General features: G+C 72.7%; 16 protein-coding genes. 9 read left to right on the top strand and 7 right to left on the bottom strand.

Features of this window, described 5'->3' with window-relative positions; translation table 11 throughout:
* The first annotated feature begins 272 nt into the window (after positions 1-272).
* The 9 genes from ACZ4AA_RS17940 to ACZ4AA_RS17900 are packed head-to-tail and all read left to right on the top strand — an operon-like array spanning position 273 to position 13977.
* Positions 273-1040: a TauD/TfdA dioxygenase family protein gene (locus ACZ4AA_RS17940; protein WP_467602423.1), complete on the top strand. Its 768-nt coding sequence runs from the start codon at positions 273-275 to the stop codon at positions 1038-1040.
* A 14-nt stretch (positions 1041-1054) separates the two neighbouring features.
* Complete coding sequence (locus tag ACZ4AA_RS17935) at positions 1055-2419, top strand: asparagine synthase C-terminal domain-containing protein (RefSeq protein ID WP_467602421.1); 1365 nt, start codon at positions 1055-1057, stop codon at positions 2417-2419.
* A gap of 15 nt (positions 2420-2434) precedes the next feature.
* Positions 2435-3217: an enoyl-CoA hydratase/isomerase family protein gene (locus ACZ4AA_RS17930; RefSeq protein WP_467602419.1), complete on the top strand. Its 783-nt coding sequence runs from the start codon at positions 2435-2437 to the stop codon at positions 3215-3217.
* Entirely contained in the window at positions 3214-4746 is a 1533-nt protein-coding gene (locus ACZ4AA_RS17925; RefSeq protein WP_467602417.1) for a class I adenylate-forming enzyme family protein, read from the top strand. The genes ACZ4AA_RS17930 and ACZ4AA_RS17925 overlap by 4 nt, the downstream gene beginning before the upstream one ends.
* Positions 4743-7922, top strand: coding sequence for an AMP-binding protein (locus ACZ4AA_RS17920; protein WP_467602415.1), 3180 nt, complete (start codon positions 4743-4745; stop codon positions 7920-7922). The genes ACZ4AA_RS17925 and ACZ4AA_RS17920 overlap by 4 nt, the downstream gene beginning before the upstream one ends.
* Positions 7915-11766 (top strand): non-ribosomal peptide synthetase, encoded by a 3852-nt coding sequence (locus tag ACZ4AA_RS17915; protein ID WP_467602412.1) that lies wholly within the window; start codon positions 7915-7917, stop codon positions 11764-11766. Before ACZ4AA_RS17920 ends, ACZ4AA_RS17915 begins: the two co-directional genes overlap by 8 nt.
* A complete protein-coding gene (locus tag ACZ4AA_RS17910) occupies positions 11763-12011 on the top strand; it encodes an acyl carrier protein (RefSeq protein ID WP_467602409.1) in 249 nt (82 codons plus the stop codon). The genes ACZ4AA_RS17915 and ACZ4AA_RS17910 overlap by 4 nt, the downstream gene beginning before the upstream one ends.
* Before the next feature lie 7 nt (positions 12012-12018).
* The gene (locus tag ACZ4AA_RS17905; protein WP_467602406.1) at positions 12019-13173 is read left to right on the top strand and encodes an acyl-CoA dehydrogenase family protein; all 1155 of its coding nucleotides are present in this window, start codon (positions 12019-12021) and stop codon (positions 13171-13173) included.
* A gap of 39 nt (positions 13174-13212) precedes the next feature.
* Positions 13213-13977: a TauD/TfdA family dioxygenase gene (locus tag ACZ4AA_RS17900; RefSeq protein ID WP_467602404.1), complete on the top strand. Its 765-nt coding sequence runs from the start codon at positions 13213-13215 to the stop codon at positions 13975-13977.
* 320 nt (positions 13978-14297) lie between these two features.
* Here ACZ4AA_RS17900 and ACZ4AA_RS17895 read toward each other — a convergent pair whose 3' ends face one another.
* The 7 genes from ACZ4AA_RS17895 to ACZ4AA_RS17865 all read right to left on the bottom strand — a co-directional run bounded on the left by ACZ4AA_RS17895 (position 14298) and on the right by ACZ4AA_RS17865 (position 23204).
* A complete protein-coding gene (locus tag ACZ4AA_RS17895; protein ID WP_467602402.1) occupies positions 14298-15494 on the bottom strand; it encodes an NAD(P)/FAD-dependent oxidoreductase in 1197 nt (398 codons plus the stop codon).
* Between the two features lie 121 nt (positions 15495-15615).
* Positions 15616-16560 (bottom strand): RNA polymerase sigma factor SigJ, encoded by a 945-nt coding sequence (gene sigJ / locus ACZ4AA_RS17890; RefSeq protein WP_467602400.1) that lies wholly within the window; start codon positions 16558-16560, stop codon positions 15616-15618.
* Between the two features lie 34 nt (positions 16561-16594).
* Positions 16595-17245 (bottom strand): GNAT family N-acetyltransferase, encoded by a 651-nt coding sequence (locus ACZ4AA_RS17885; protein WP_467602398.1) that lies wholly within the window; start codon positions 17243-17245, stop codon positions 16595-16597.
* 625 nt (positions 17246-17870) lie between these two features.
* The gene (locus ACZ4AA_RS17880; RefSeq protein ID WP_467602498.1) at positions 17871-19637 is read right to left on the bottom strand and encodes an ATP-binding cassette domain-containing protein; all 1767 of its coding nucleotides are present in this window, start codon (positions 19635-19637) and stop codon (positions 17871-17873) included.
* A gap of 182 nt (positions 19638-19819) precedes the next feature.
* On the bottom strand, positions 19820-20701 hold the full coding sequence (locus ACZ4AA_RS17875) for a phosphotransferase enzyme family protein (RefSeq protein WP_467602396.1): 882 nt from the start codon (positions 20699-20701) through the stop codon (positions 19820-19822).
* Between the two features lie 1118 nt (positions 20702-21819).
* Complete coding sequence (locus ACZ4AA_RS17870) at positions 21820-22245, bottom strand: GntR family transcriptional regulator (RefSeq protein ID WP_467602394.1); 426 nt, start codon at positions 22243-22245, stop codon at positions 21820-21822.
* Positions 22239-23204 carry a DUF1648 domain-containing protein gene (locus ACZ4AA_RS17865; RefSeq protein WP_467602392.1) on the bottom strand — a complete coding sequence of 322 codons (966 nt, stop codon included), beginning with the start codon at positions 23202-23204 and terminating at the stop codon, positions 22239-22241. Before ACZ4AA_RS17865 ends, ACZ4AA_RS17870 begins: the two co-directional genes overlap by 7 nt.
* Positions 23205-23548: the final 344 nt, after the last annotated feature.

Raw genomic sequence — 23548 nt, 5'->3', positions numbered from 1 at the left:
CCCCCGCCAAGCGGGCCCGGAAGAAGTCGACTTGAGAACTGGAGACCCGCTGGAGGACGCGTCCAAGGCGCCTCCACGATCGACTTCACCACCGCTGCCCGCGTGTACGTTCACGATTCGGGACCACCTGAGAAGGCCCAACACTCGCCCCGGAGACGTCAGACGGCCCCAGCGGCCATCCGGCCGTCGGGGAAACCTGGCCGCTCACCAGCCAGCGCACCCGCACACGCGTCACACCGCATCGCATCGCATCGCATCGCATCGGGGTGGAAATGATCAAGTCGCTCGACATGCAGGACATCGCCCGGCACGCGGTCTGTCCACCCGGACAGCATCACGGCCTGCGCGAGAAACTGGACGCGTACGGCTTCGTCGTCCTGGAGCCGGACGCGGGTGGCGGGCACGGTCTGGACGCCGTCATGTCGGAGCTGGGCGAACCGGTCACTTACGGCTTCGGCACGAAACTCGACCTCCAGCCCCAAGAGGGCTCCGCCAACCTCCAGTTCACCACTCGTGCGATGCCGCTGCACACCGACGGCCTCTTCAACGCCGGACCGGCGGTCAGGTACATCGGCATGCGGTGCGTGACGGCTCCCGGTGTCGGCGGCGAGACTCTGATCGCCAGTAACGCCGCCTTCTTCGCACACGCGCCGGCCGGTCTGCTCGACGTCCTGCGCACGGTCACCATCGAGTACCGCAACCGGATCAGCGGCTACTACCGCGAGGGGCCCGAGGGCGGCCATCCCCGGGTGGCCCCCGTCCAGGACGATCCCGTCACCGGCACGACCAGGCTGGTCATCGGCCTCACCGATCCCGACGACCCGATGCGCACCCATGACGCCGTCGTGGTGGACCGCACGCCCGAGGAAAGCACCGGACTGCTGGACCGGATCAAGGCGGTGCTGCACCAGCCCGGCGTGCTCTACGCCCACACCTGGCGCCCCGGGCAGGTGATCGTCCAGGACAACCGCCAAGTCGTCCACGGCCGAGCCGCCTTCCCGGGCCAACCGCGCAAACTCGTCCGCCTGTCCGTCGCGTGAGAGGGGCTGAACCGATGACCGGCTTTCCCACACTGCTGCTGGAACTGCGCCCCCAGGGCGCCGGCCTCGCAGTTGAACGGCTCGACGGTGCCGGGGAACTCCCCCTGGACGGGCGGCTCGTGGTCGAGGAGTTCGGCCGTGGTCTGCCGCTGCCCTCCGGCGGCCCGGCCGACTGCAACACGATCGAGTTCGCCGACGGCCGCGTCACCGTTCGCACCAGCCGCCAGAACCTCACCCTCGTACGCCACTGGCAGCAGCCCGGCACCGGTCGCGTCCTGATCGGCACCGACCTGGCCGAACTCACCGCCCGTGCCGTCGCGTTCCTTGGCGTGGGGTCCGATCGCGTCGCTCGGATCCGCGCCGTGCGGGCCGCGGTGCGCACCATCGGCGGTGGCCGCAGCGTCGTCTTCTCCCGCACCGGGTGCGGCAGTTCGACGGAGGTCACCGAGACCGTCCACACGGTCTGGGAGGCCTCCCCCGTGAGCGGCGAGAGCGCCGTCGAGGCAGGGGCACGCCAGATCGAGGTGCTGCGGCGGGAGGTCGTCGCCTCCGGCACTCCTCGGCCCCTGACCGCCGTCGTCTCCGGCGGAGTGGACTCCGGGCTCGTCGCCGCACTGGCCCAGCGGGCCGGCATCCTCGACCACCTCGCCACCCTGGGCACCCCGTGGGGTGACGAGTACGCCGCGGCCGACGAGCTCGGCACACACCTGGGCATGACGGTCCGCCATATCGAGCTCGGTGAGAAGGACGTCCTCCGCGCGATCCCCGAAACCGTCCGGATGCTGGGCGTCCCGACCCGGGAGATGGTCGCCGGCGGAGTCAACCTCGTCGCGGTCTACCAGCAGCACGCGATCCCCGCCGGCACCATCCTGACCGGCATCGGCGCCGACTACATCAACTCCGGGCTCCGCATGGAGGCGGGCACCGTCCCCGACCTGCGGCGTGCCGTCGCCCAGTGTCTTGACGACGGGGCCACGGGCGGCGAATGGAGCGGGGCGAGTGCCGCGGCCCACGGCTACGCCCTGCGCCACATGTACTGGAACACACCCGTCATCCAGGCCGCCCTGGACACGGCCCCCGAACTCATGCGCCACCAGGACCGGGAGAAGGGACACATCCGGGCCGCGGCCGAGGCGCTGCTGCCGTCCCACATCGCGTGGCGGCCCAAGCAGGCCATGCACCACGGCAGCGGGGTGCAGCGCCATCTCCCCGGCGCCGTCGCCCGGTTGATCGGCGTGGACAGCGTCGACGTCGAGCGCTTCTACGAACTCATCGCCACCGAACAGGCCGGAGCGCTGATCGAGTCACCGCACGAGCCGGTCGACTCCGACGCGTGTCTGGAGGCGGCGGTGGCCGCCTACATCCGTGAGTACCACTGAGAACAGGGGAACGTCGTGGCACTGATCGACATCGAGGACGTCGAGGGAACCCGCGTCCTGACCCTGGCCCACGCCAAGCCGACCAACCCGTTCGGCAAGGACATGGCCGAGGCCTTCACGAGCGCCCTGCGCACGGCGGACGGCGACGACACGGTCGGCGCGATCGTCGTCCACGGCGGACACGACCGCAGCTTCAGCGCGGGCGGCGACTTCAACGAGGTCATGCTGCTGGCCACCGACGAGTCGGTCGACGAGCTCATCGACTGGATCACCGACCTGTATCTGGCGGTCCTGGACACCGGCAAACCCACCGTCGCGGCGATCGACCGCCATGCCATCGGCCTGGGCTTCCAGCTGGCCATGATGTTCGACTGGAAGATCATGACCACCCGGGCGAACCTGGTCATGCCGGAGCTGGAGCACGGCATCGGGGCCTCCATGGGCGCCGCCGTCCTGTCCACCATCGGCAGTTACGACGCCGCCCGCCACGCCCTCATGTCCTGCCGCCCCATCGGTCCCGACACCGCCCTGCGCTGGGGCATGGCCGACGAGACCTGTGAGCCGGAGTTCCTCCTGGACCGGGCGACACAGCGGGCGGCCCGGATGGCGCGCTACCCGCGCATCGCGTTCTCGGCCACCAAGCACGTGCTCACCGACCCGCTGCGCACCGCCCTTGAGCGGACCCGCGAGGAATCCAAGGCCGTGCACCGCAGGACGTTCGCCGCCAAGGCGATGCACGGCCACTTCAGCAACATCCTCGGCAAGAACGTCAAGACACCGGCGGGCGCCCTGTCATGACGCTGTATCAGTGGCTGTGCGAGGTCGCCCGGCAGCGGTCCGACGCGACGGCCGTGGTCTCGTACGACGGCACCGCACTGTCCTACGGCCGGCTCGTCGAGACGGCCGACGCCATCGCCCGGCAGCTCGAGTCCGCGGACGCCGACACCCGCCGATTCGAGACCGGCCGAACTGAGACCGGAGGAACCGAATCCCGCCGGCTCGGAGCCGGTCCGCGCCGTTCCGTCATCGGCCTGGCCGTGGAGGAGCCCGCCACCTTCCTCGCCGCCTACTTCGCCGCCGCCAAGCTCCACTCGGTGATCGTCCTGCTGGACAGCAGGATCACCCCCGCTCAACAGGCGCGCCTGGCGGCCAGGTTCGACCTGGACCTGGTGCTGCGCGACGGCCCCGACGGCATCGGCTCCCTCGTGCGGGAACCGGCCTACCGCGACCGCGACCGCGAGCACGCCACCCACGGTGCGCGGGCCCACCACGCCTATCTGCCCGCCGACTTCGTCGTCCACTGCACCTCCGGCTCGACCGGCGAACCCAAGGGCATCGTGATGAGCCAGGCGGCCGTCCTGGAACGGGTCGACACCTGGGCGGGCGAAACCGCGCTGGGCCCCGGGGACGTCGTGCTGTGCCCGCTACCGCTCTGGCACGGCCACGGCATCGACGTCCTGGCCCTGCCCAGCCTGCTCAGCGGGGCACAACTGGTCTTCACCCGTGGCGCTCAGCTGACGGGCCGGGGCCTGGCACGCACCGTCGCCGGGCACGCGGTGACCTTCCTCAGCGGCCTGCCGGTGATGTACCAACTGCTCGACGCGGCAAGCGGCGTCGACCCCTCGCTGCTCGGGTCGCTGCGGTTCGCCCTCACCGGAAGCGCCCCGATCGCCGCCGACGCCCAGGCACGCTTCGCCGAGCGGTTCGCCCTGCCGCTGCGCCAGGGCTACGGGCTGAGCGAGATCGGCGTCATCGCCTACGACGCCGGCGACGCGGGACCGGGCTCGATCGGGCTGCCGCTGCCGGGGATCGAGTGGCGGCTGGAACCGTCCGAGGTGTACGACGGCGGGGACCGACTGGGTGAACTGTGGGTACGCGGACCGGCATTGGCGCGCGGCTACTACCGGGACCCGGCGGCGGAGTCGGAGATGTTCCTGGACGGCTGGCTGCGCACCCACGACCTCCTGCTCGCCCGTCCGCGAGGCTGGTCCGTGCGCGGGCGGCTGTCCACGTTCATCAACGTCACGGGCAACAAGGTCGCGCCGACGGAGGTCGAGACGGCGCTGCGCGGGTGCGACGGTGTCATCGACTGCGGGGTGGTCGGCGTGCCCGACGGGCAGGGCGGCGAACAGGTCGCCGCGCTGGTCATGACCGGCCCCGGATGCGATCCGCGGTCGGTGCGCGTGCACGCCGCGTCGCGGCTGCTGCCCCACCAACTGCCCCAGACCTATCGGTTCACGGCCGCGCTGCCGCGCACCCCGGTCGGAAAGACCGACTACGCGGCGGTCAGGCGCCTCGTCGCCGACCAGGAAGCACCGACGACATGACACTCCCGGAAGCCCTCGGCCTCGGCTCTCCGGCGGCCCAGGCGCGGCGATCGACACACACAGCCGTACGGTGGTGCGGGCGGTCGATGACGTACGCGCAGCTGGAAGCCGCGGTCGCCGCCCTGGCCGAGCGCCTGGCCGCGGCCGGCGTGGCCCGCGCGAGCGTCCTGGTCATGGGCCCGCTCTCCCCCGCGTACGTGGTGGGGCTGCTGGCCGCGTGGCGCGCGGGCGCTGTGCCCGTGCCGGTGGACGCCGGACTGAGCGCGCGACAGTACGCCTGGCTGGAGGAGCGCACCTGCCCCGCCGCGGTGATCAGCCACGACGTGACCCCGGCCGACCAGTACCGCGGGGCGATCGGAGGCGTCGGCGAGTTCGTCCTCGACGCCGCCACCGGGGCGATCCTGTGCTCATCGCGCCCCCAGACCGCGTGGCGGACGCGGAGGTTCACCGATCCGGACGCCGGCTATGTGATCCCCACGTCGGGCTCGACGGGCGAGCCGAAGGCCGTCGTCGGCAGCCGGCAGGGCCTCGGTCTGTTCCTGGACTGGTTCCGCGAGGAGTTCGCGCTCACCGGATCGGACCGGTGCGCCGCCCTGACCCGGGTCAACTTCGACCCCTCGCTGCGGGAGGTCCTCGGTGTGCTCGGCGCGGGCGGTGTGGTGTCGCTGCCGCCGTCCGACGCGCAGCTCGATCTGCCGGTGCTGGCCGCCCATGTGGCCGACAGCGATCCCACGACCCTGTTCCTCGTCCCGTCCATCGCGACCCGGCTGGCCGAGGAATCACGTCTCGCGGGCGGACTGCCCCGGCTGCGACTGGTCTTCTTCGCCGGTGAGGTCCTGGGCCGCCGGGTGGTGGAGCAGTGGTCCGCCCTCGCCCCCGGCGCCGAGATCGTCAACCTGTACGGCCAGACCGAGGCCACCCTCGCGCAGTTGCACCGGCGCCATGTCCAGCGCCTGGACACCGGGGCGCGGGCGATCCCGGTCGGCGTACCGCGCCCGGGTGTCCGGGTGGCCCTCGCCGACCTCGACGAGACCGGGGTCGGCGAGGTACTCATCACCTCGCGGGCCCCGGCACTCGGGCTGCTGGACGCCCCCGCCGGGAACCGGCACCGAACGTCTCCGTTCCCGGTCCCGCTGCCCACCGGCGATCTCGGGCGCCGGACGGACGACGGCGCCCTGGTGATCGTCGGCCGTAGCGGCAACGACCTCAAGTTCGGCGGCCGGCGCGTCTCCTTCCAGCCCCTGATCGACGACATCGAGGCGCTGCCCGGCGTACGCCAGTGCCTGGTCCTCGATCACGACGGCCCGCACCTCGTCGCCGCCACCGCGTCGGACGGGGTTCTGGACGAGGAGTCGCTGCGGGCCAGGATCCACGCCCTGGGCCGCGCCCGGCGGCTGCCGCGGTTCGCCCTGCATCTGCGGTCCGGTCTGCCGATGCTGCGCAGCGGCAAGGCGGACCGGCGGGCCCTGCTGGCGTCCTTGGACCGGCTCGCTCCCGCGCCCGCCGCTGCGGCGGATCCCGTCTGTGCCACGGGGCCCGACGTCGAGCGGTATCTGCGCGCGCTGCTGGACGTCGACGACGACACCCTGGGCCTGGCCGACGCCGGGATCTCCTCGCTGGAGATGCTCGCGGCGATGGCTCAGGTGCACCGGGTGCACGGGGTGGACCTGAGCGTCGCGGAGGCCTTCGCCCTGCGCGATGTGCCGTCCCTGGCCCGTGAGATCGACCGCCGACGCCGCCCGGCCCGCTCCGCGCGCGACGAGGCCGCCGAGACCGTCGCGACCGCCAAGGCCGACGAGGCCGACGGGTTCTCTCGCCGCCCCGCGCCGACGGCACCGGATCGCCCCGCGCGGCCGGACCGCCATCCGCTGTCGTCCCGCCAACTGGCGTACCTGTGGATCTGCATGGCGGACGGCAACGCCGACTGGTGCAACATCTCCCGCGAGATCCCCGTCGACGGGCGGCTGTCCGAAGCGGTGCTCACCGAGGCGCTGACGTCCCTGCTCGCTCGGCATGACGTCCTGGGGCTCGCGCTCACGGCCGACTGGCGGGAGCAGACCTGGACCGACCCGGCCCAACTGGCGTGCCCGGTAACGGTCGTGGACGCCGGCACCGCACCGGGCTCACCGGACTCACCTGCCTTCCGCGACAGCGTCCAGGCCGCACGGACCGCGCTGGTGTCCGAGCTGATCGACCCCGAGGCCGCACCCCCGATCCGGGCCGCGCTCGTACGGGGGACCACCGGAACTTCCGTACTGCTGGCGGCGCATCACCTGTTCGTGGACGGTCTGGGCCTGGACACACTGGCCGGCGAACTGCGGACCATGCTGTCCGGCCAAGCCCCGGAGCCGATCGCGGACACGGACCCGAACCTCGACGCGGACCTCGAAGCGAACCGGGACGCGAACCCCGTCGCGGAGCGGGAGCACGGCGGCTACCGGGCGTTCTGCCGAGCGACGGCCAGAAGCACGGAGCCGGGCCCGGCGGCCGCGTACTGGCGGGATCTGCTCAAGGGGGTCAGCCAGGTCGAACTGCCCGAGACCGGTGAACCCGGCGGAACGCAGGGCGAGTTGCTGTCGCTTCCCCTGGGCATCGTGTGTACCCGCCAAGTCCACACGCTCGCCCAGGAGTCGGGTGTCTCCGCGTTCACCGTCGTCCTGGCCGCCTTCGAGCGGGCGGTCGCCTCCGTCTTCGGGCTGGAGCGTCCGCCCGTCATCGTGATGAGCAACAACCGCGGCGAGAGCGACACCGGGATCGTCGGCAACTTCACCACCAGTCTGATCGTCCGCGGACCGGGCGCACCCCGCCTGCGCGACAACGTGACCGTCCTGGCACGCCAGTTGGCCGACGCGACGGCCTACAGCGACTGGGAGTTCGACCAGCGGATCGCGGATCTGGGGCTGCCCGCCACCCCCCTCTTCCCGCTGTCCACGGTCCTGTTCAACCAGCGGCCGATGCCACGGAACCTGCGCGCCCGCGACCTCGGCGCGTGGACGCCCAGGTCCCTCGGCCGCACCCTGCGCTACCAACTCCAGGGGGAGCTCCAGATGTCCGGACCCGAGATGGTCATGACGTACTACTACCGCAAGGGAATCGCCGGCACCGACGTGATCGCCGAGGTGCACCGGGCCCTGCTGCTCGCCCTGGACACGGAGCGGGAGGCGGACCGTGCCTGACCGTACCGGCACCATCACCGCCTCGGCCCCGCCCGCGCCGTACCCACCCGTCCCGGTGCTCGGAGCGCTCCAGCGCGCCTATCTGGTCGGCGACCGGGACGGGCTCGAACTGCGCGGACCCGCCCGCTACTACCTCGCCTGCGAGCTGCCGGTGTCCGCCGTGGACTCCGTACAGGGGCGACTGGACCGTCTGGTGCGGCGCAACCCTGTCCTGCGCACCCGTATCGCGGACGACCTGAGCGCGGAACCGGTCCCCGGGGAAGCGGTCGTCCCGGTCACCGTGCTGGAGGCGGCGGAGGCCGGCTTCGACGCCGTGGACGCCGGTGTGCGCGAGGAGTTCCGCTCGGACGCGTTCAGCTTCGGCGCATGGCCCCAACTGCGGGTCACGGTGGTGCGCTCGGCGCGGCGGGCCCGTGTCCACCTCGTCTACGCGCTGTGGCTCATGGACGCCGCCTCGCTCGCCCGGTTCCTCGAAGGGCTGGTCCACGACAGCGACGGCGTGACGGCCGACCCCGAGCCGGTGCCGTCGGCGGGACCGCGGCACGCCCGGCGGCGGGAGCGCGACGAGCGGTACTGGCGGGATGTCGCGCCGGGACTGCCGGAGAGCGCGGAGGCACCGCTGCGGCCCGACTGGCGGCGCGCAGGCCCGGCCGTGACGCACCGGATGCTGCATCTGGACCGGCCCACCGCCCAGGCGATCACCCGGCAGGCCGGGCGGCACGGCCTGACCCTGCCGATGGTCTTCCTCACCGTGTACGGGACGCTGCTGGGTTCCGTGGGCGGTGGCCGCCCGCACACCCTGACCCTGGTCCAGTCGGGGCAGGACCCGCACTCCGGTTCCACGCAGCTCGGCAACCACGGCATCGCACTGCCGGTGGGGATCCCCGCGGCCGTGGGGCGCGACTTCGTGTCGCTCGCGCGGGAGATACAGGGCCGCGTCCTGGAGCAGTCGCTGCACTCCTCGATCGGCGGCCCCGAGATCACGCGCCTGGCAGGCCCGGCCGCCGACCGGCGCCGGCTGCCGCACCCCTTCGCGTTCACCGCGACCGAGACCGACACACCGCGCGAGGCGGCCCTCGGCCTGCGCCGGGACTGGGACAGCGTCCAACTACGGGTGCCACAGGTCCTGTTGGACCATCAAGTGATCGTGGACCGCGACGGCACGATCCGCCTGGGCTTCGACGGGCGCGGCGACGCCTTCGACGACGGCTTCCTGGACGACTTCATCGAGCAGTACGCCCACGCAGTCGCCACTCTGACGGCCGAAGACGCCGACTGGAGCGACCCGGCCCGGCGCACGCTCCCGCCCACCGACCCCCACCAGGGCGACCGGCACCACGGCCACGGTCCCGGCGGCCCCGCGCGCGCCCAGGGCGAGACGCTCCAGCGACGGGTCCTGGAGACCGTCGCGCGGACACCCGACGCCGCGGCGGTCCTCGACGGCGAGGGGACACTGACCTACGCGGCTCTGGCCGACGCCGCCGCCGAGGTCGCGCGGCGGCTGGTGAGCGCGGGCGCCCGCACCGGCGACCCGGTCGCGGTGCATCTGCCGCGCGGCCGTGGCCAGGTCGTCGCGGTCCTGGGCGCGCTGCTGGCCGGCTGTGTGTACATCCCGCTGGACAAGGACCTGCCCCAGGGCCGCCTCGACCGCATCACCCGCCAGGCCGGACTGCGCTTCGCGGTGACCTCCGACGAGCGGGACACCGCCGACGCCTGGCACCGACGCGGGGTCCAGACGGTCGAGCTGCCGACCGCGGCCCCCGAAGGGCGCCGGCTACCGGACCGCGAGACGCCCGAGGTCGCCTACGTCATCTTCACGTCCGGGTCGACGGGCGAGCCGAAGGGCGTGGTCGTCCGCCACGACGCCGTGCTCAACACGATCGGCGCGCTCAACGATCTGCTGCGCCTCGGGCCGTCCGACCGGGTGCTGTCGGTGTCCTCGATCGGCTTCGACCTGTCGGTGTACGACATCTTCGGCCCGCTGCTCGCCGGCGCCGCGGTGGTGATACCGCCCGAGGACCGCGCGCGCACCCCGTCGGCCTGGACGAGGATCATCACGGAGCACGCGGTGACGGTCTGGAACTCGGCCCCGGCGCTGGCCGCGCTGCTCGCCGAGGAGGGCGGCGCCCTCGCCTCGGTCCGCTCCTACCTGCTCAGCGGCGACTGGATCCCGCTGCACCTGCCCGCCGCCCTGGAACGACTGTCCGCCGGGGCGGAGGTGATCAGCCTGGGCGGCGCGACCGAGGGTTCGATCTGGTCGATCCATCACCGGATCACGCCGGCCGACCGCACCGGGCGCTCCATCCCGTACGGAAGGCCGCTGCCCGGCCAGGACATCCTGGTGCTGGACGCCCAGGGCGCCGTGTGCCCGGACTGGCACATCGGTGAGATCCACATCGCGGGCCGCGGCGTCGCCGACGGATATCTCAACGACCCGGAACGGACCGCGCGAGCGTTCTTCGACGACCCGGAGCACGGCTGGACGTACCGCACAGGCGACCGCGGCCGCCGCGGCCCGGACGGCGTGGTCGAGATACTCGGCCGCATCGACACGCAGGTCAAGGTCAACGGCTACCGCGTCGAACTGGGTGAGATCGAGGCGCTGTTGGACGCCCTGCCCCATGTGCGCCGCAGCGCCGCGTGCGTCCCGCAGGACGGCGGCGGTGTCCTGGCCTGCGTCACCCTGTCCCCCGGCGCTCCGGCCGACTGGCGTGACCTGAGTATCGCCGCGCTGCGCGAGGAACTGCCCGCCTACATGGTTCCCTATGCGCTGGTCGCCCTGGACGAGATCCCCCTGACCGCGAACGGGAAGGTCGACCACCGCCGTCTGCGCGCCGTCGCGGCCCTACCCGCGACACCGCTCGTGGCACCTGCGGCCGTAGCGGCCGCGCCCGACCGGGGACCGCACGCCCAGGAGGTGGCGGCCTGCTGGAGCGAACTGCTGGGCAGGGCACCGGGGACGGAAGGATTCTTCGACTCCGGCGGCAGCTCCCTCGACGCGATCCGGCTGCTGTCGACGCTGCGCGCCCGATTCGGCTACGAGATCCCGTTCGGCCGTTTCCTGTCCGACCCGACGGTGACCGGCCTGGCCCGTCTGTGCCGGGCCGACCGGGCGTCGGCGAGCGAGGCGGTGTGGAGCTTCTCCCCGCGCCCGGTGACCCGACCGCGCGGCCGGGTCGTCCTCTTCCCGCCCGTCGGCGGGGGCGTCGCCTGCTACGCGGGCCTGATCCGGAGCCTGCGCGCCGACCTCGACGTCCATGTCCTCGGCTTCGACCGCCCCTTCGACGCCTCCGGGCCCGCTCCCCTCACCCTGGCCGCCGAGGCGGATCTGTGCCTGCGCCACCTGGAGAAACGGATCGACGACCCCGACGTGCCATGCGTCCTGGTGGGCTGGTCGTTCGGCGGCGCGCTCGCCGCGCAGGCCGCGCGCACGGCCCCGTACCCCGTCACCCGGGTCGTCCTGCTCGACACGCCCGTGTCAGCGGCGGCGCGCCACTGCGAGGACTCCGCGGCGGGGACGGCGGCCGCATTCCTCGACGACATCCGGCGGGCGGGCGGCGTGGCCGCCTCGGCACAGGCCGTACGCACCGATCCGGTACTGCACGAGAGGTTCGCGGTGTACCGGCAGAACCTGCTGCTGCTGCGCGACTGGCGGCCCGGCCCCGTTCCGGTGCCGGTCGTCGAGTTCCGCGCCGGTGAGCAGCCGGCCGAACCGGACCCGGACGCCTGGCGGCCATGGGCGCCGTCGCTGCGCGCCGTCACGCTGGCGGGCGGGCATTTCGACGTGTTCCAGGAGGAGAACCTGCGGCACGTACGGGACGAGATCGAAGGCGGGTTGCGATGAACGAGTCGACGGTGCTCGACACGATCGCCGGTCAACTGCGGGAACAGGGCTACGTGATCGGCCCGACGGACTACGACGCGGACCTCATCGGTGCCGGTCTGAACTCGGTGAGCATGATCCGGCTGCTGTCGAGTCTGGAGGAGGAGTTCGACGTCGATCTCCCCGTGGCCCGGCTCTTCGGCGAACCGGTGACGGTCGCCCGCCTCGCCGCGGAGATCGTCTCCCTGCACTCGGTACGGGGGTGAGGCGGCCGTGACGACCGGACCGTCTTCCCTGCTTGTCGAACAGGCCCACGTGGTCGCCGAGTTGGCCGGTCAGCGGGCCCAGAAGGCCGAGGCCGCCCGCTCGCCGGACCCCGAGGTCATCGACGCGCTCGTCACCGCCGGGGCCGCCCGCCACTTCGTCCCGGCACCGCACGGCGGCCCGTGCGGGACCTTCGCGCAGCTGAAGCGGGCGGCGGTCGTCATCGGCGCGGACTGCCCGGCGACCGCCTGGTGCGCGGTCGTGGCCGCGCTGATGACGCGCACCGCGCACCACCTGCCACCAGCGGGACAGCGGCAGTTGTGGGCCGACGGCCCCGACACCCTCATCGCGGGAGGCGTGACACCCAGGGGCACCGCGACCTCGGTGGAGGGCGGCTGGTCGCTCTCGGGAACCTGGCCCGCGGTGTCCTACGCCGAGCGGGCCGACTGGATCCTGCTGTCCGCCACCGAGCACGGGCCGGGCGCGAGCGGGCAGCGGCTGTGTCTGGTGCCGTCCACGAAGGTCCGTGTCGAACGCACCTGGGACAGCGTGGGGATGCAGGCCACCGGCAGCCACACGGCGGTCGCCGAACAGGTCTTCGTCCCGGACGCGATGACCTTCCCGGCGGCCCTGCTCACCGAACTGGACGCCCCGCCCGCGGGTCCGGACGGCGGCACGGTGCCGCTGACGGCCGTGAACACCTTTCTGTTCTGCCTGCCGATGCTCGGCGCCGCGCACGGCGCACTGCGGTCCTGGAAACAGCTGACCGGCGCCAAGGTCCAAGGAAATCAGCAGAGTCACGACCCCCTGCTCGCCCAGTACGCGGACGTGTTCGCGCGCGGCTCCGGCGAGATCGACGCGGCCGAACTGCTCCTGGACCGCATCGCCGAAGCCATCGACACCGCGCCGGCGTTCACCCGCGCGGACGTGGCCCGCAACCAGCGGGACTGCGCCTTCGCGGCCGAGTTGCTGGTGCGCGCGGTGGACCGTCTCCTGGGGGCTTCGGGCACGCGCGGGCACAGCGCCGACTCCGTTCTCCAGCGGCTGTGGCGCGACATCCACACCGCGGGCTCGCACGCGACGCTCCAGTTCGGTCCGGCAGCGGCCCAGTACACCCGGACCCACTTCACGCACACCAACCAGCCTCCACAGCAACATATCTGATGCTTCATCACTGCCCGGTCAGGGGAAGAGACACAGTTCATGGATGCCAGCACCGACATGCGGCACGCGGCCGCCGACGCCTGCTGCGACCGCCGCGCGGGCGCGCCGTACCTGGAGAAGCTGGAACGCCACGGCTTCGTGGTCCTGGAGCCCGCGGGTCCGGATCAGCTGTCCCTGGAGGACATCATGGCGCCGCTCGGCACCCCGGCGCCGTATGGCTTCGGAACACAGCTCGTCCAGGAGCAGCGGCCCGGGTCCGACAACTCCCAGTTCCGCACCGGGGCCATACCGATGCACACCGACGCGCTTCTGAACGCCAACCCGGTCGACTACATCGGCCTGGAGTGCCTCGAAGCCCCGGACGAGGGCGGTCAGACACTGATCGCCGGCGCCGCCGCGTTCTTCGCGACGGCCCCCGCCGCCCTGGTGGACACCCTGCGGGGCATCGAGATCGAGTACTGGTCCCGGGTCTCGGGCTTCTACGTGGACCGGCCGGGCGGCAACCCTATCGTCGCGCCGGTGCAGGTGGACCCGGTCACGGGCGGCGACGCGCTGTGGGTCGGACTGGACCACCCCGAGGATCCGGAGCGCAACTACGGCGCGGCCGTGGTCGGCTACACCAAGGAGCAGAACCTCGCGCTGTTCGCCGCGCTCGACTCGGCGCTGAACATCCCCGAGGTGAGGTACGCGCACCGGTGGCGGGCCGGACAGGTCCTGGTCATGGACAACCGGCGGGTCGTGCACGCGCGGGCCGCCTACTCCCCCGCCTCTCCGCGCCGGCTGCGCCGCATCTCGGTCGGCTGAGACACCATCTCGGTCGGCTGCGGCGGCGCCGCCGAGCGGCCGTCCCCACGGGAGCGGTGTCGCGGCCAATGGCGTGGACGGCAAGAGAAAAAAGACCCTGTCCCGCGGAACACGGGACAGGGTCTTCACAGAGCGCCGGGCAGGCCTCGCACCTGCATTTCCCCGCAGGAAGCGGGGCGTCTTTCCTTGGACCACCAACGCATCACCGAGCCGTGCGCCGCGCGCCGTTCAGCTCAAGATCAATCGTAGCGCATGCCCTGAGGGGCACGGCCCGGCGTGCGCGTTCCTGTGCGGCCCGGTCCGAAGCCGATCAGGACGGCTCAGGCGGTCGTCTTCGCCAGGGTCTCCTCCTGGGCCTGCCCGCGGGCGAGGCGACGGCGCCTGGACGGCATTCCCACCGTCGGGTTGGCCACGCCCCAGGCCGCGCCCTTGCAGATGAGTTCCTTGTAGAGGGCGGCCGTGCGGCCTGTCAGGGTGCGGTCGACGGACCGGTCGTCGGCGGTGACGAACTGGATCAGGCCCTCTCCGCGGCCCAGGGAGACGCACTGCTGGAAGTAGCGGATGGAGGCCCGCGGGACCTTGGTGCCGGTGAGGCGGGCGGCGATGGCGTCGGCCGCCTGCCAGGCCATGGGGACGCCCGAGGCGCAGGACATGCGCAGCGGCTTGCCCTCGGGGCCGGCGGCCAGCGCGGCGTCGCCGACGGCGTACACGTCGGGGTGGGAGAGCGAGCGCATCGTGTCGTCGACCAGGATGCGGCCGTGCTCGGCGGTCTCCAGGGTGGTGGCGCCGGCGACGGGGTGGACGGCGAAGCCGGTGGTCCACACGGTGACCGCGGCGGGAAGGCCGCGCCCGTCGGCGATCGTCACGGCGTCCGCCGTCACCTCGGTGACCTCGGCGTGCTCGTGGACCTCGATGCCCAGCCGGCCGGTGACCTTGCGCAGATGGGCGCGTCCCTTGTCCGAGAGCCAGTCACCGAGGCCACCGCGGACGGCCAGGGACACGGCGAGGTCGGGGCGCAGCTCGGCGATCTCGGTCGCGGCCTCCACGCCGGTGAGGCCACCGCCGACGACGACCACGGGCAGGCCGGCGTCCAGGGCGGCCAGGCGCTCGCGCAGCCGGCGGGCGCCCGGACGCCCGGCGATCTCGTGGGCGTTTTCGGCCGCGCCGGGGACGCCCCCGTCGTTCCAGCCGCTCCCCAGGGCGTAGACCAGGGTGTCGTAGACGAGCTCGGCAGGACCGTCGGCGCCGGTGACGGCGACCGTCCTGCGGTCGGCGTCCACGGCGGTGACCTTCGCGAGCCTCAGCTCCACACCGGTACCGGCGAACATCTCGCCGAGCGGGCGGGGCCTGAGGTCCTGGCCGGTGGCGAGCTGGTGCAGCCGGACGCGCTCGACGAAGTCGGGCTCGGGATTGACCAGGGTGATGGTGACGTCCTCGCGGTGCAGCCGCCTGGCCAGGCGGCCTGCGACGGTGGCTCCGGTGTAGCCGGCGCCGAGGACGACGATGCGGTGCTGCATGTCCGTGCTCCTGTCGGGAGGGGTGCGCCGTTGTCCGGCGTGGTGTCGCCCCTTGAACCGGGCAGCCCGGCGTTTCCTGACAGGAACAAGATGTGTCCTGCGTCACATCATGTCGGCGGGGTCAGAGGGTGCAGAACGGGTCCTGCCCTTGGCCGGCGGCGGCCCACTGTTCGGTCGCGCGGACGAGTTTGTCGGGGTTGACCTGGCTGCGGACCGCCACGATGCCCTCCGGGGTGACCTCAAGGCAGCTGATCCCGACGACCCGGCCGTCCACGACCGCGACGATCGCGGGCCCGCCGTTGGCGATGGCCGCGTACATCCCGGGCGCGCCTCCGATGTATTTCCGCTTGGCGTCGCTGGGCTTGAACAGACCGCGCAGGAAGGTGGCGACCGCGAGCGCGCCCTCGAAGGCCTTCGCGCGGGCCGGGATCTTGCCGCCGCCGTCGCCGACCGAGACGGCGTCCTCGGTGAGCAGACGGATCAGGGGTTCGGTACGGCCGCTGGTGGCCGCCGTCAGGAACTCCTCGACGATCCGCCGGGCGGCGGTCTCGTCGACCTCGGTGCGTGCCCTGCCCTCGGCGATGTGCTTCTTGGCCCGGTGGTGGATCTGCTGGCCGGCCGCCTCGGTGATGTCCAGGATCCCGGCGATCTCCCGGTGCGGGTAGCCGAAGGCCTCCCGCAGGACGTACACCGCCCGTTCCTTGGGTGCGAGGCGCTCCAGCAGGACGAGGACGGCGTACGAGACCGACTCGCGCTGTTCGGCGGTGTCGGCGGGGCCGAGCATGGGGTCACCGGCGAGCAGCGGTTCGGGGAGCCAGCGTCCGACGTACGTCTCGCGCCGGGCCCGGGCCGACGTGAGCTGGTTGAGGCAGAGGTTGGTGAGGACCTTGGTCAGCCAGGCCTCGGGGACCTCGATCCGGCCTGTGTCGGCCGCCTGCCAGCGCAGGAACGTCTCCTGTACGGCGTCCTCGGCATCGCCCGACGAGCCGAGCAGCCGGTAGGCGATGGCCTCCAGCCGGGGCCTGGCCGCCTCGAACCGGTCCACGTCGCTCATGATCAGGGCCATGCCCCGATCCTAGTCCCGTGGGGAAGCCACTGGCTCAGGTATGCGGGGCGGCGTCCGGCACGTCCCAGGACCGGGGTCGGGCGAGTGCCTGCCACTCGTCCCGGAGCAGGGCGAGCACCGCGACGTCGTAGCGGCGGCCCCGGTGCAGGCAGGCGGAGCGGCGTATCCCCTCCTGGACGAACCCGGCCCTGGCCAGGACGGCGAGCGCCGCGGTGTTGGTGGTGTGGGTGACGGCCTGGACGCGGTGCATGGGCAGTTCGCCGAAGGCGAGGTCGACCAGCGCGTCCACGGCGTCCGTGCCATGCCCCTGGCCCCGGTGGTCCGGGTCCAGCATCAGGGCGATCTCGGCCGTGCCGTCGACCATGTCCTGGTCGGTCAGGGCGATATGGCCGATCGGCGTGCCGTCGGGGAGCAGGACGAGGAAGTCGTCGCGGTCGTTGTCGTCGACGTCGCGCTCGATGCGCTCGCGCACGGCGGAAAGGGCACGCGGCCAGATACCGATCTGGTGGGCGGCCACGGAGTCGGAGCGCCAGACGTGGACGAGTTCCGCGTCGTCGACGTCGAGCGGCGCCAGCGCGACGCCCCTGCCCCGCCAGCAGACCTCACGAGGTGACCTCGTGTCCCCGTCCTCCGGTTCGTCGTCCCCCGTGCGCCCCGCCACGGCCTCCGCCTCGTCCTCGATCATGAGCGGATGCTACGGGCCGCCCGAACCGGCGGACCAGTCAATTCCCTCCCCCAGGAAGCCCCGGGCGGCCCGGACGGCCCGAACTGCTTTGACGGCCCGGGCGGTCGAGCCCGCTCCGCCCCGGTCCCGCGGCGGACGCTGTTCCGCGCTCCTCCGCCGGACCGGACGAGCCTGCTCAACGGGCGGCGCAGAAGGCGGTCACGGCGCGGATGACCTGTCCGGCCTCGGCGTCGGTGAGTTCGGGACAGGCGGGCAGGCAGAGCCGCTGCGTGGCCGCGGCGGACCGGGCGGAGGTGTGGCTGCGGTGCTCGATCTCCTCGAACGCGGGCTGATCGGGAAGGAACGCAGGTGGTGGCGGTCGGCGCGGTCGCGGCCCATGTCGGTGAGCCGGCGCAGTCTTTCGGCCCGTTCGGCGGTGGTCGTCAGGACGGCTCCGGCGTCGTCGATGCCACCGATGTTTCTTGCCCACCGAGAAGGAGAAGCAGCCGCGCACGCCCCGGTCGGCCGGAGCATGCCCGGCGCACTGCCCGGCGCGCACGCCCACCCGGTCGTACGAGGTGTCGGGGTCGGCGAGGGAAGGGGCGGGGCCGCGCCAGGGCGGGCCCCGCCGGTGGGGTGGGTGAGGTCAGCGGTCCTGGGCGAGCGCGTACAGCTCGCCCAGCAGGCTTCCCTCGGTGGCGACGAGGGCGTCGAAGGTGCCCTCCTCGCGAATGCGCCCGTGTTCGAGGACGATGACCCGGTCGGCCATCCTCACGTTGTCCAGGCGGTGGGTGACGACCACGGTGATCCGGTCCGGGGCCATCGCGCGGAGCTCGCGGAAGATCAGGTGCTCGCCGCGGGCGTCCATCTCGCTGGTCGGTTCGTCCAGGACGAGCAGGGCCGGCTCCCGGTACATCGCCCGCGCGCACGCCAGGCGCTGCCACTGCCCGCCGGACAGCTCGTGTCCGCCCCACACCGAGCGGGCCAGCAGGGTGTCGAGCCGGTCAGGGAGCCCCCGGAGTGCCGTGGTCATGCCGACGCGTTCAGCGGCCTCCCAGACGCGTTCGTCGCCGTGTTCGCGGGGCTGGCCGAGGGTGATGTTCTCCCGGGCGCGCAGCGGCCAGTGCCCGTTCTTCTGGGGGACGAGGCCGACGTGCCGCCAGGCCGACTCGGCGTCGGTGGTGGCGAGGTCGGTGTCGTCCCAGTGGACGGTTCCGCCGGTGGGCATGGTCAGCCCGGTGAGCAGACAGATCAGGGTGGACTTGCCGGCGCCGTTCTCGCCGACGAGGGCGACGACCTCGCCGCGGTGGAGGGTGAGGGTGGTCGGGTGCAGGGCGGGGGTGTCCTTGCCCGGGTAGGTGAACCCGGCCTGGCTCAGGCGGATCCGCTGCGGCGCCCCGGCCCGGGTGCTACCGCGGGCGGTGGTCATGGAGCGGACCTCGTCGACGAAGGTGTAGTAGTCGCTGAGGTAGAGGCCGTGGTGGAACATCACCGCGCCGTACCGGACGATGGAGTTGAGGGCGCGTCCGGCTGTCTGCGAGGCGACGATGGCGGTGCCGGCGATCGCGGTGGACATGGCCCCGGACACGACGAGTGCGGCCAGCGCCGCCCACATGCCCAGGGTGAACAGGCCCGCCAGGGATGCCGCGAGAAGCGTCACCATCAAGTACGGCCGGGCTCCCTCCAGTTCGCGCCCCTCGACCCGGTCGCACATCGCCCGGTACCAGGAATGCAGGTAGGGGCGCATGGTGTTGGCCCGCAGTTCGTCGGCGAGCTCGGCGGTGGTGAGCCACCAGCGCATCATGCCGCGCACGTTGCGGGCGGACAGGGTGCGGTCGTGGACGCGGTAGTCGATGCGGGCCGCGATCACCCCGCCCAGGCCTCTGGGGATGACCGACAGCAGCAGGACACCCAGGAGCAGCGGGTGCAGCGAGGTGAGGACGGTCGCGGCGGAGACCAGTTGGACGAAGCCGTTGGTGAGGGTCTTGGCGTCGTCGGCGAGGTCGACCGCGCGCAGAGCGCCGATCTCCGCGGCCTGGCTGCGGTCGGTGAATCCCGCGGTGTCGTACGCGGACAGTTCGGCCTTCATGTGGAGGTCGACGAGGGTGAGATCGGCGGCGGAGGCGATCTTCGGGTTCAGACGGCGGGTGGCCCAGTCGGCGAGGATCCACATCCCGGCGCCCGTGGCCATCGCGGCGACCGCGACGGCCAGGGCCGGCCATGCCCGGCGCAGTCCGGTCGGGGCGTCGAAGGTGGTGAGGTGGGGCAGCGCCTGGGAGACCGCGGTGAGCATGACGGCGGTGCCGAGGCCGGACAGCACCTGGCACACGAGGATCGTGAGCGTCATGCGCCGGTCGACGGACCAGGCGAGGCGAGCCGACTGGGTGAGCGCCATCGGGATCCGCCGGGCCATGTCCCACAAGCCGGCGTCGTCCATGGCCCGGCGGTGTTTGCGGCCGTTGTAGTCGAGTTCGGGAGGGGCCGAGGGCTGCGGACCCGATGTGCGCGCGGCGGGAACGGCGGCGGTGTCCGTGCCCGCGGACGGAGTCTGCGGCACGGCGGTTGCGGGCCGCCCGCCGGTGATGCGGAGCCGTTTCACGCGAGAACCCCCGTCGTCAGCAGGTGAAGGGTGCGGTGCCCGCGCGCGGCGGCGTCCGGATCGTCGTGCGCCGCGTCCGGGGTGAGGGCGCGCACCGCGTCCAGGCCGGCCAGGCAGGTCAGAACGTGCTGCTCCAGCGGGGTCAGTTCGCGTCCGTATCCGCCGAGGAAGGCGGCGCGCAGGCGCGGCCGGTCGGCCCACACCCCACAGGCCAACGGGACGAAGTCCTGCACGACAGGGGCGAATCGGGACCGTGCGAAGCCGATCCAGGCGGCGCGCCCCGACCAGAGCAGGTTTCCCGGCCGGGCGTCGCCGTGGATGAACCCGAGTGGCAGCGGCCCCACTTGGCGAAGCCGGTCGGCCAAGTGGCGTACGAGCGTGCGCTGCTCCGGTGTCAGCAGGTGCCCGGCCGCTTCCAGCTGCCGCTCCGCGTCGTGCGCCGCGGTGTGGAGCGCGTCCTCGGCTTCGGCGCGCCAGTGGCCGGTGAGGTCGCCGGCGATGTGGAGCCGGGCCAGGAGCAGACCGGCCTGCCGGTGGGTCTCGTTCTCCTCGGCGGCCGTGAGCGGGAGTTCGCTCGCCGGGCGGCCTGGCAGGGCGGTCGTCAGCAGCGCCAGGTGCTCGGCGCTGGACGCGTGCAACTGGGGTGCCCGGCCGGCTCCGAGTGCGGGCGCGGCGTGCCGCAGGGCGAACGTCTCCCGCTCGTACCTCCGCGCCGTGGCGGAGAGCTTCAGACAGAACCGGCGGCCGTCGGAACGCTCGAGTTCCCACACCCGGGCGCCGTCTCGCGGGTGGGACGCGTTCCGGGCTCGGGCGGTGCCGGAGATCTCTCGTTCGGCCCAGCTTCGCAGAGCCGTGGGAAGTTTTGTCGCCTCGGTCATGCCCCCCACCTCGGTGACGGTCGTGACGCGGATGCGAACGGGGCGCGGCGCGCGTCCGCCGGGCGCCGGGTCACGACGGGTCCGGAGGGGAGGGCGGGAGGATTTTCGAACGCGGGGTGGGCGGCGGGAAGGGGGCGTACGGGATTCACGGTGTTCTCCTCGGTAGGGATCGGGTGGAGCACTCCGGACAACGCGGCTGATCACGGCGTCGATACGGGGTGGACCGGGCGACGGTTCGAGCACAGGTTCGAGGCTCGGCGCGGCGGGCAAGTGCGGCGGGCCCCGAGCCCCGTTCGATTCACCCGGCCAGGGGACGGCGGGGAAGGCGTGACCCGGGTGGGGGATTGCGTGAGGGTGTCGAGAGCACCGTGCTCCTCGATGAGTCGTGACAGGACCGCGGGAGGGAACCTTCGGTCACGCCACTGACAAACGGGCGGGTGCGGTGCCGTGATCCGGACAATCCGAGCGGTCCGTCCGGCGCCGGGAGTGGCTCTCGGGCCGACCGTCCGACCTGGGACGGAGCCGGGAGAAAGGATTCTCGAACCGGGCGCCGGACCCCCGGAGTCAGGCGGTCGCCAAGATGGCTTGAACTGCCTGGACCGCGATGCGGGCGGTGCCGAATCCCGGAGTGGCGGACCGCGCCGGGGCGATCCGGCGGCTAAGGGCTGTCCCGTAATCCCCGGCGGGCGCACAACGACAGCTACGGCACCTCGCTGCGTTGTCGGATCGCCCGAATACGCCCAGTATGAGGACGCCCCTCCGCCTTGCGATGCACCGCATCTGACGCCGCGCGCTGATCCACCGGGGATTACGGGACAGCCCTTAACGTCACCACCTTCGGAACCCACCGTCGCGATGCCGTTCCTGAGGTTGCCATGGCCCAACTCGGCCGCGAGCCGCGGGCTCAGGAGTCGTGCTCCGTGAACTCCGGTCGCCGGTAGCGGGCTTGTGCGCCGCGGCCATCGGTGGCGACGGGCGACGGGCCGCGGCGTTGGTCCACGGACGTGACTGCGGCCCGGAACCGGCAGTCGGGCGGTTGTTGCGGGTCTCGCGACGACGGCGTACGCGGAGGCCTCCGCTACGAGGACTTCGACGACTCGGCGCCCTCGCCGAACGGATCAGCGGGGCGCTTCACCTGTGGGCTCCGGCGGCCGGGAGCGCGCGTTCGCTGGTACGGGAAGGGACTCGCCGGTCAGGCTGCTCTGCACCAGGGCGATCAATTCCTGGTCGGTGAGGCCGAGTTCGCGGGCCTGGGTGACGAGGTCGTGCACCGATGCGGTGAGCCGCGCGTGATGGGCGATGCCAGGGACCGTGGTGACCATCGCGCCCCGGCCGCGGCGCAGCTCGATCAGGCCCTCGTCTCGAAGCCGCTGGTAGCCCCGGAGTACCGTGTGCACATTGACGTTCAGTGACGCGGCGACCTGACGGGCGGGCGGCAGCCGCTCCCCCGGGGCCGCGGTGCCGTCGGCGATCGCCCCCCGTACACAGGCGGCGATCTGCTCGCCCAGCGGTACGGGCGAGTCGGGCAGGACACGGATCAGCATCCCGGCGCCCGCTCCCCCGTGCCACGCGCCACCAGGCCGTTGAGGAGTGCGGCCGCGGTCGTCGCGTCGTCGACGGTGACCACGTACTCGCGTCCTTTCACCGTACGGACCGACAGGGCCTCCCCCGAGCGCAGCACCACGCCCCGCCGGTGCGGGAGGATCCGGTATCCCCAGCCGCCGAAGTCTCCCATGGCGTCGATCTGCGCGCTGCCCGCGTCGGTGATGCTGTCCAGGGGCACGGCCAGCCGCGGCCGGGGCAGAAGGGTCGAGGCGACGGTGAGTCCGCGCCGGTCGGCGGTGACCCGTACAGAGGCGATCGGTGCGCAGGCGAGGCCGAGGACGAGCAGCGGCAGTCCCACCTGCCAGGGGCCGAACACCGCGGTGAGCAGGCCGCCGAGCGTGACCGCGGCGGCGGGAAGCAGGAGCGCGCGGGTGACGACGGTGCGGCTCCAGGCCGCCATCTCGCCCTCGGCGAGCGGCATCGAGGGAGACACCGGCGCCGCCCCGGGTCGCGGCGCGGCCTTCGCCAGCCACCAGATCAGCGCACCGGTCGCCGCGCAGACCAGGAGCAGCAGCACGGCCAGGAACCACAGGGGCAGCCGTGCGCCGGCCGGGTCGTGGACACCGGCGTCCGCGTCGGCGACGACCGTGGCGATCAGCGGGCAGCCGAGGAGGGCCGCTGTCGCGGCGCCGACCGCTGCGGTCACCCGCGCTCCCGCGTTCTTCGTGGCGACCGCGGCGAGGACGGTGAACAGCACGGCGACACCGGCGATGAGACCGACTCCGGACCACAGCGCGGCGTCGCGGCCCATGAAGCCGTCGGCCGTGCCGTCCATGGAGAAGTGGGTGGCCATGCGGTCGGGCAGCCGGTCACGGTTCGCCGAGAAGACGCCGGCGTAGGCAGCGGCGGCCACGGCGAACGGACCGGCCGCCAGGGCGCACCTGCGGATGGTGGTCAACTGAGTCTCCCCCTCATCATTGTTCGTATTCAAGTAGAACAATGGCACATCGCGGGGGTGCTGCGGAAGGCGGTATCGGGTGGCGTCGTGGGCGAGTTCGGGACCTTCGGGCCGGTCTCCGGCCGCCGGGGGCCGTCCGGGCCGGGAGTCGGGAGCCGTCCGGGTCGTGCGCGGGAAGGCGTTCGGGCCGGACAGGGGGAGCCGTCCGCCGGTCGACCTGGACGACTTGGACGCTCATGACCGCGGGGACCCACGAAAAAGACCCTGCCCCGCGGAACGCGGGACAGGGTCTTCACAGAGCGCCGGGCAGGCCTTGCACCTGCATTTCCCCGCAGGAAGCGGGG

It is taken from the genome of Streptomyces sp. NPDC024698, assembly GCF_055559015.1.
Note: the sequence above shows the minus strand (reverse complement) of the source record. Positions and strands in the feature narration are given on the sequence as shown.

Coding starts and splice junctions, on each gene's coding strand:
- ACZ4AA_RS17940 (WP_467602423.1), top strand. CDS start 273: ATGATCAAGTCGCTCGACATGCAGGACATCGCCCGGCACGCGGTCTGT.
- ACZ4AA_RS17935 (WP_467602421.1), top strand. CDS start 1,055: ATGACCGGCTTTCCCACACTGCTGCTGGAACTGCGCCCCCAGGGCGCC.
- ACZ4AA_RS17925 (WP_467602417.1), top strand. CDS start 3,214: ATGACGCTGTATCAGTGGCTGTGCGAGGTCGCCCGGCAGCGGTCCGAC.
- ACZ4AA_RS17920 (WP_467602415.1), top strand. CDS start 4,743: ATGACACTCCCGGAAGCCCTCGGCCTCGGCTCTCCGGCGGCCCAGGCG.
- ACZ4AA_RS17910 (WP_467602409.1), top strand. CDS start 11,763: ATGAACGAGTCGACGGTGCTCGACACGATCGCCGGTCAACTGCGGGAA.
- ACZ4AA_RS17900 (WP_467602404.1), top strand. CDS start 13,213: ATGGATGCCAGCACCGACATGCGGCACGCGGCCGCCGACGCCTGCTGC.
- ACZ4AA_RS17895 (WP_467602402.1), bottom strand. CDS start 15,494: ATGCAGCACCGCATCGTCGTCCTCGGCGCCGGCTACACCGGAGCCACC.
- sigJ (WP_467602400.1), bottom strand. CDS start 16,560: ATGGCCCTGATCATGAGCGACGTGGACCGGTTCGAGGCGGCCAGGCCC.
- ACZ4AA_RS17885 (WP_467602398.1), bottom strand. CDS start 17,245: ATGATCGAGGACGAGGCGGAGGCCGTGGCGGGGCGCACGGGGGACGAC.
- ACZ4AA_RS17880 (WP_467602498.1), bottom strand. CDS start 19,637: ATGGCCCGGCGGATCCCGATGGCGCTCACCCAGTCGGCTCGCCTCGCC.
- ACZ4AA_RS17875 (WP_467602396.1), bottom strand. CDS start 20,701: ATGACCGAGGCGACAAAACTTCCCACGGCTCTGCGAAGCTGGGCCGAA.
- ACZ4AA_RS17870 (WP_467602394.1), bottom strand. CDS start 22,245: ATGCTGATCCGTGTCCTGCCCGACTCGCCCGTACCGCTGGGCGAGCAG.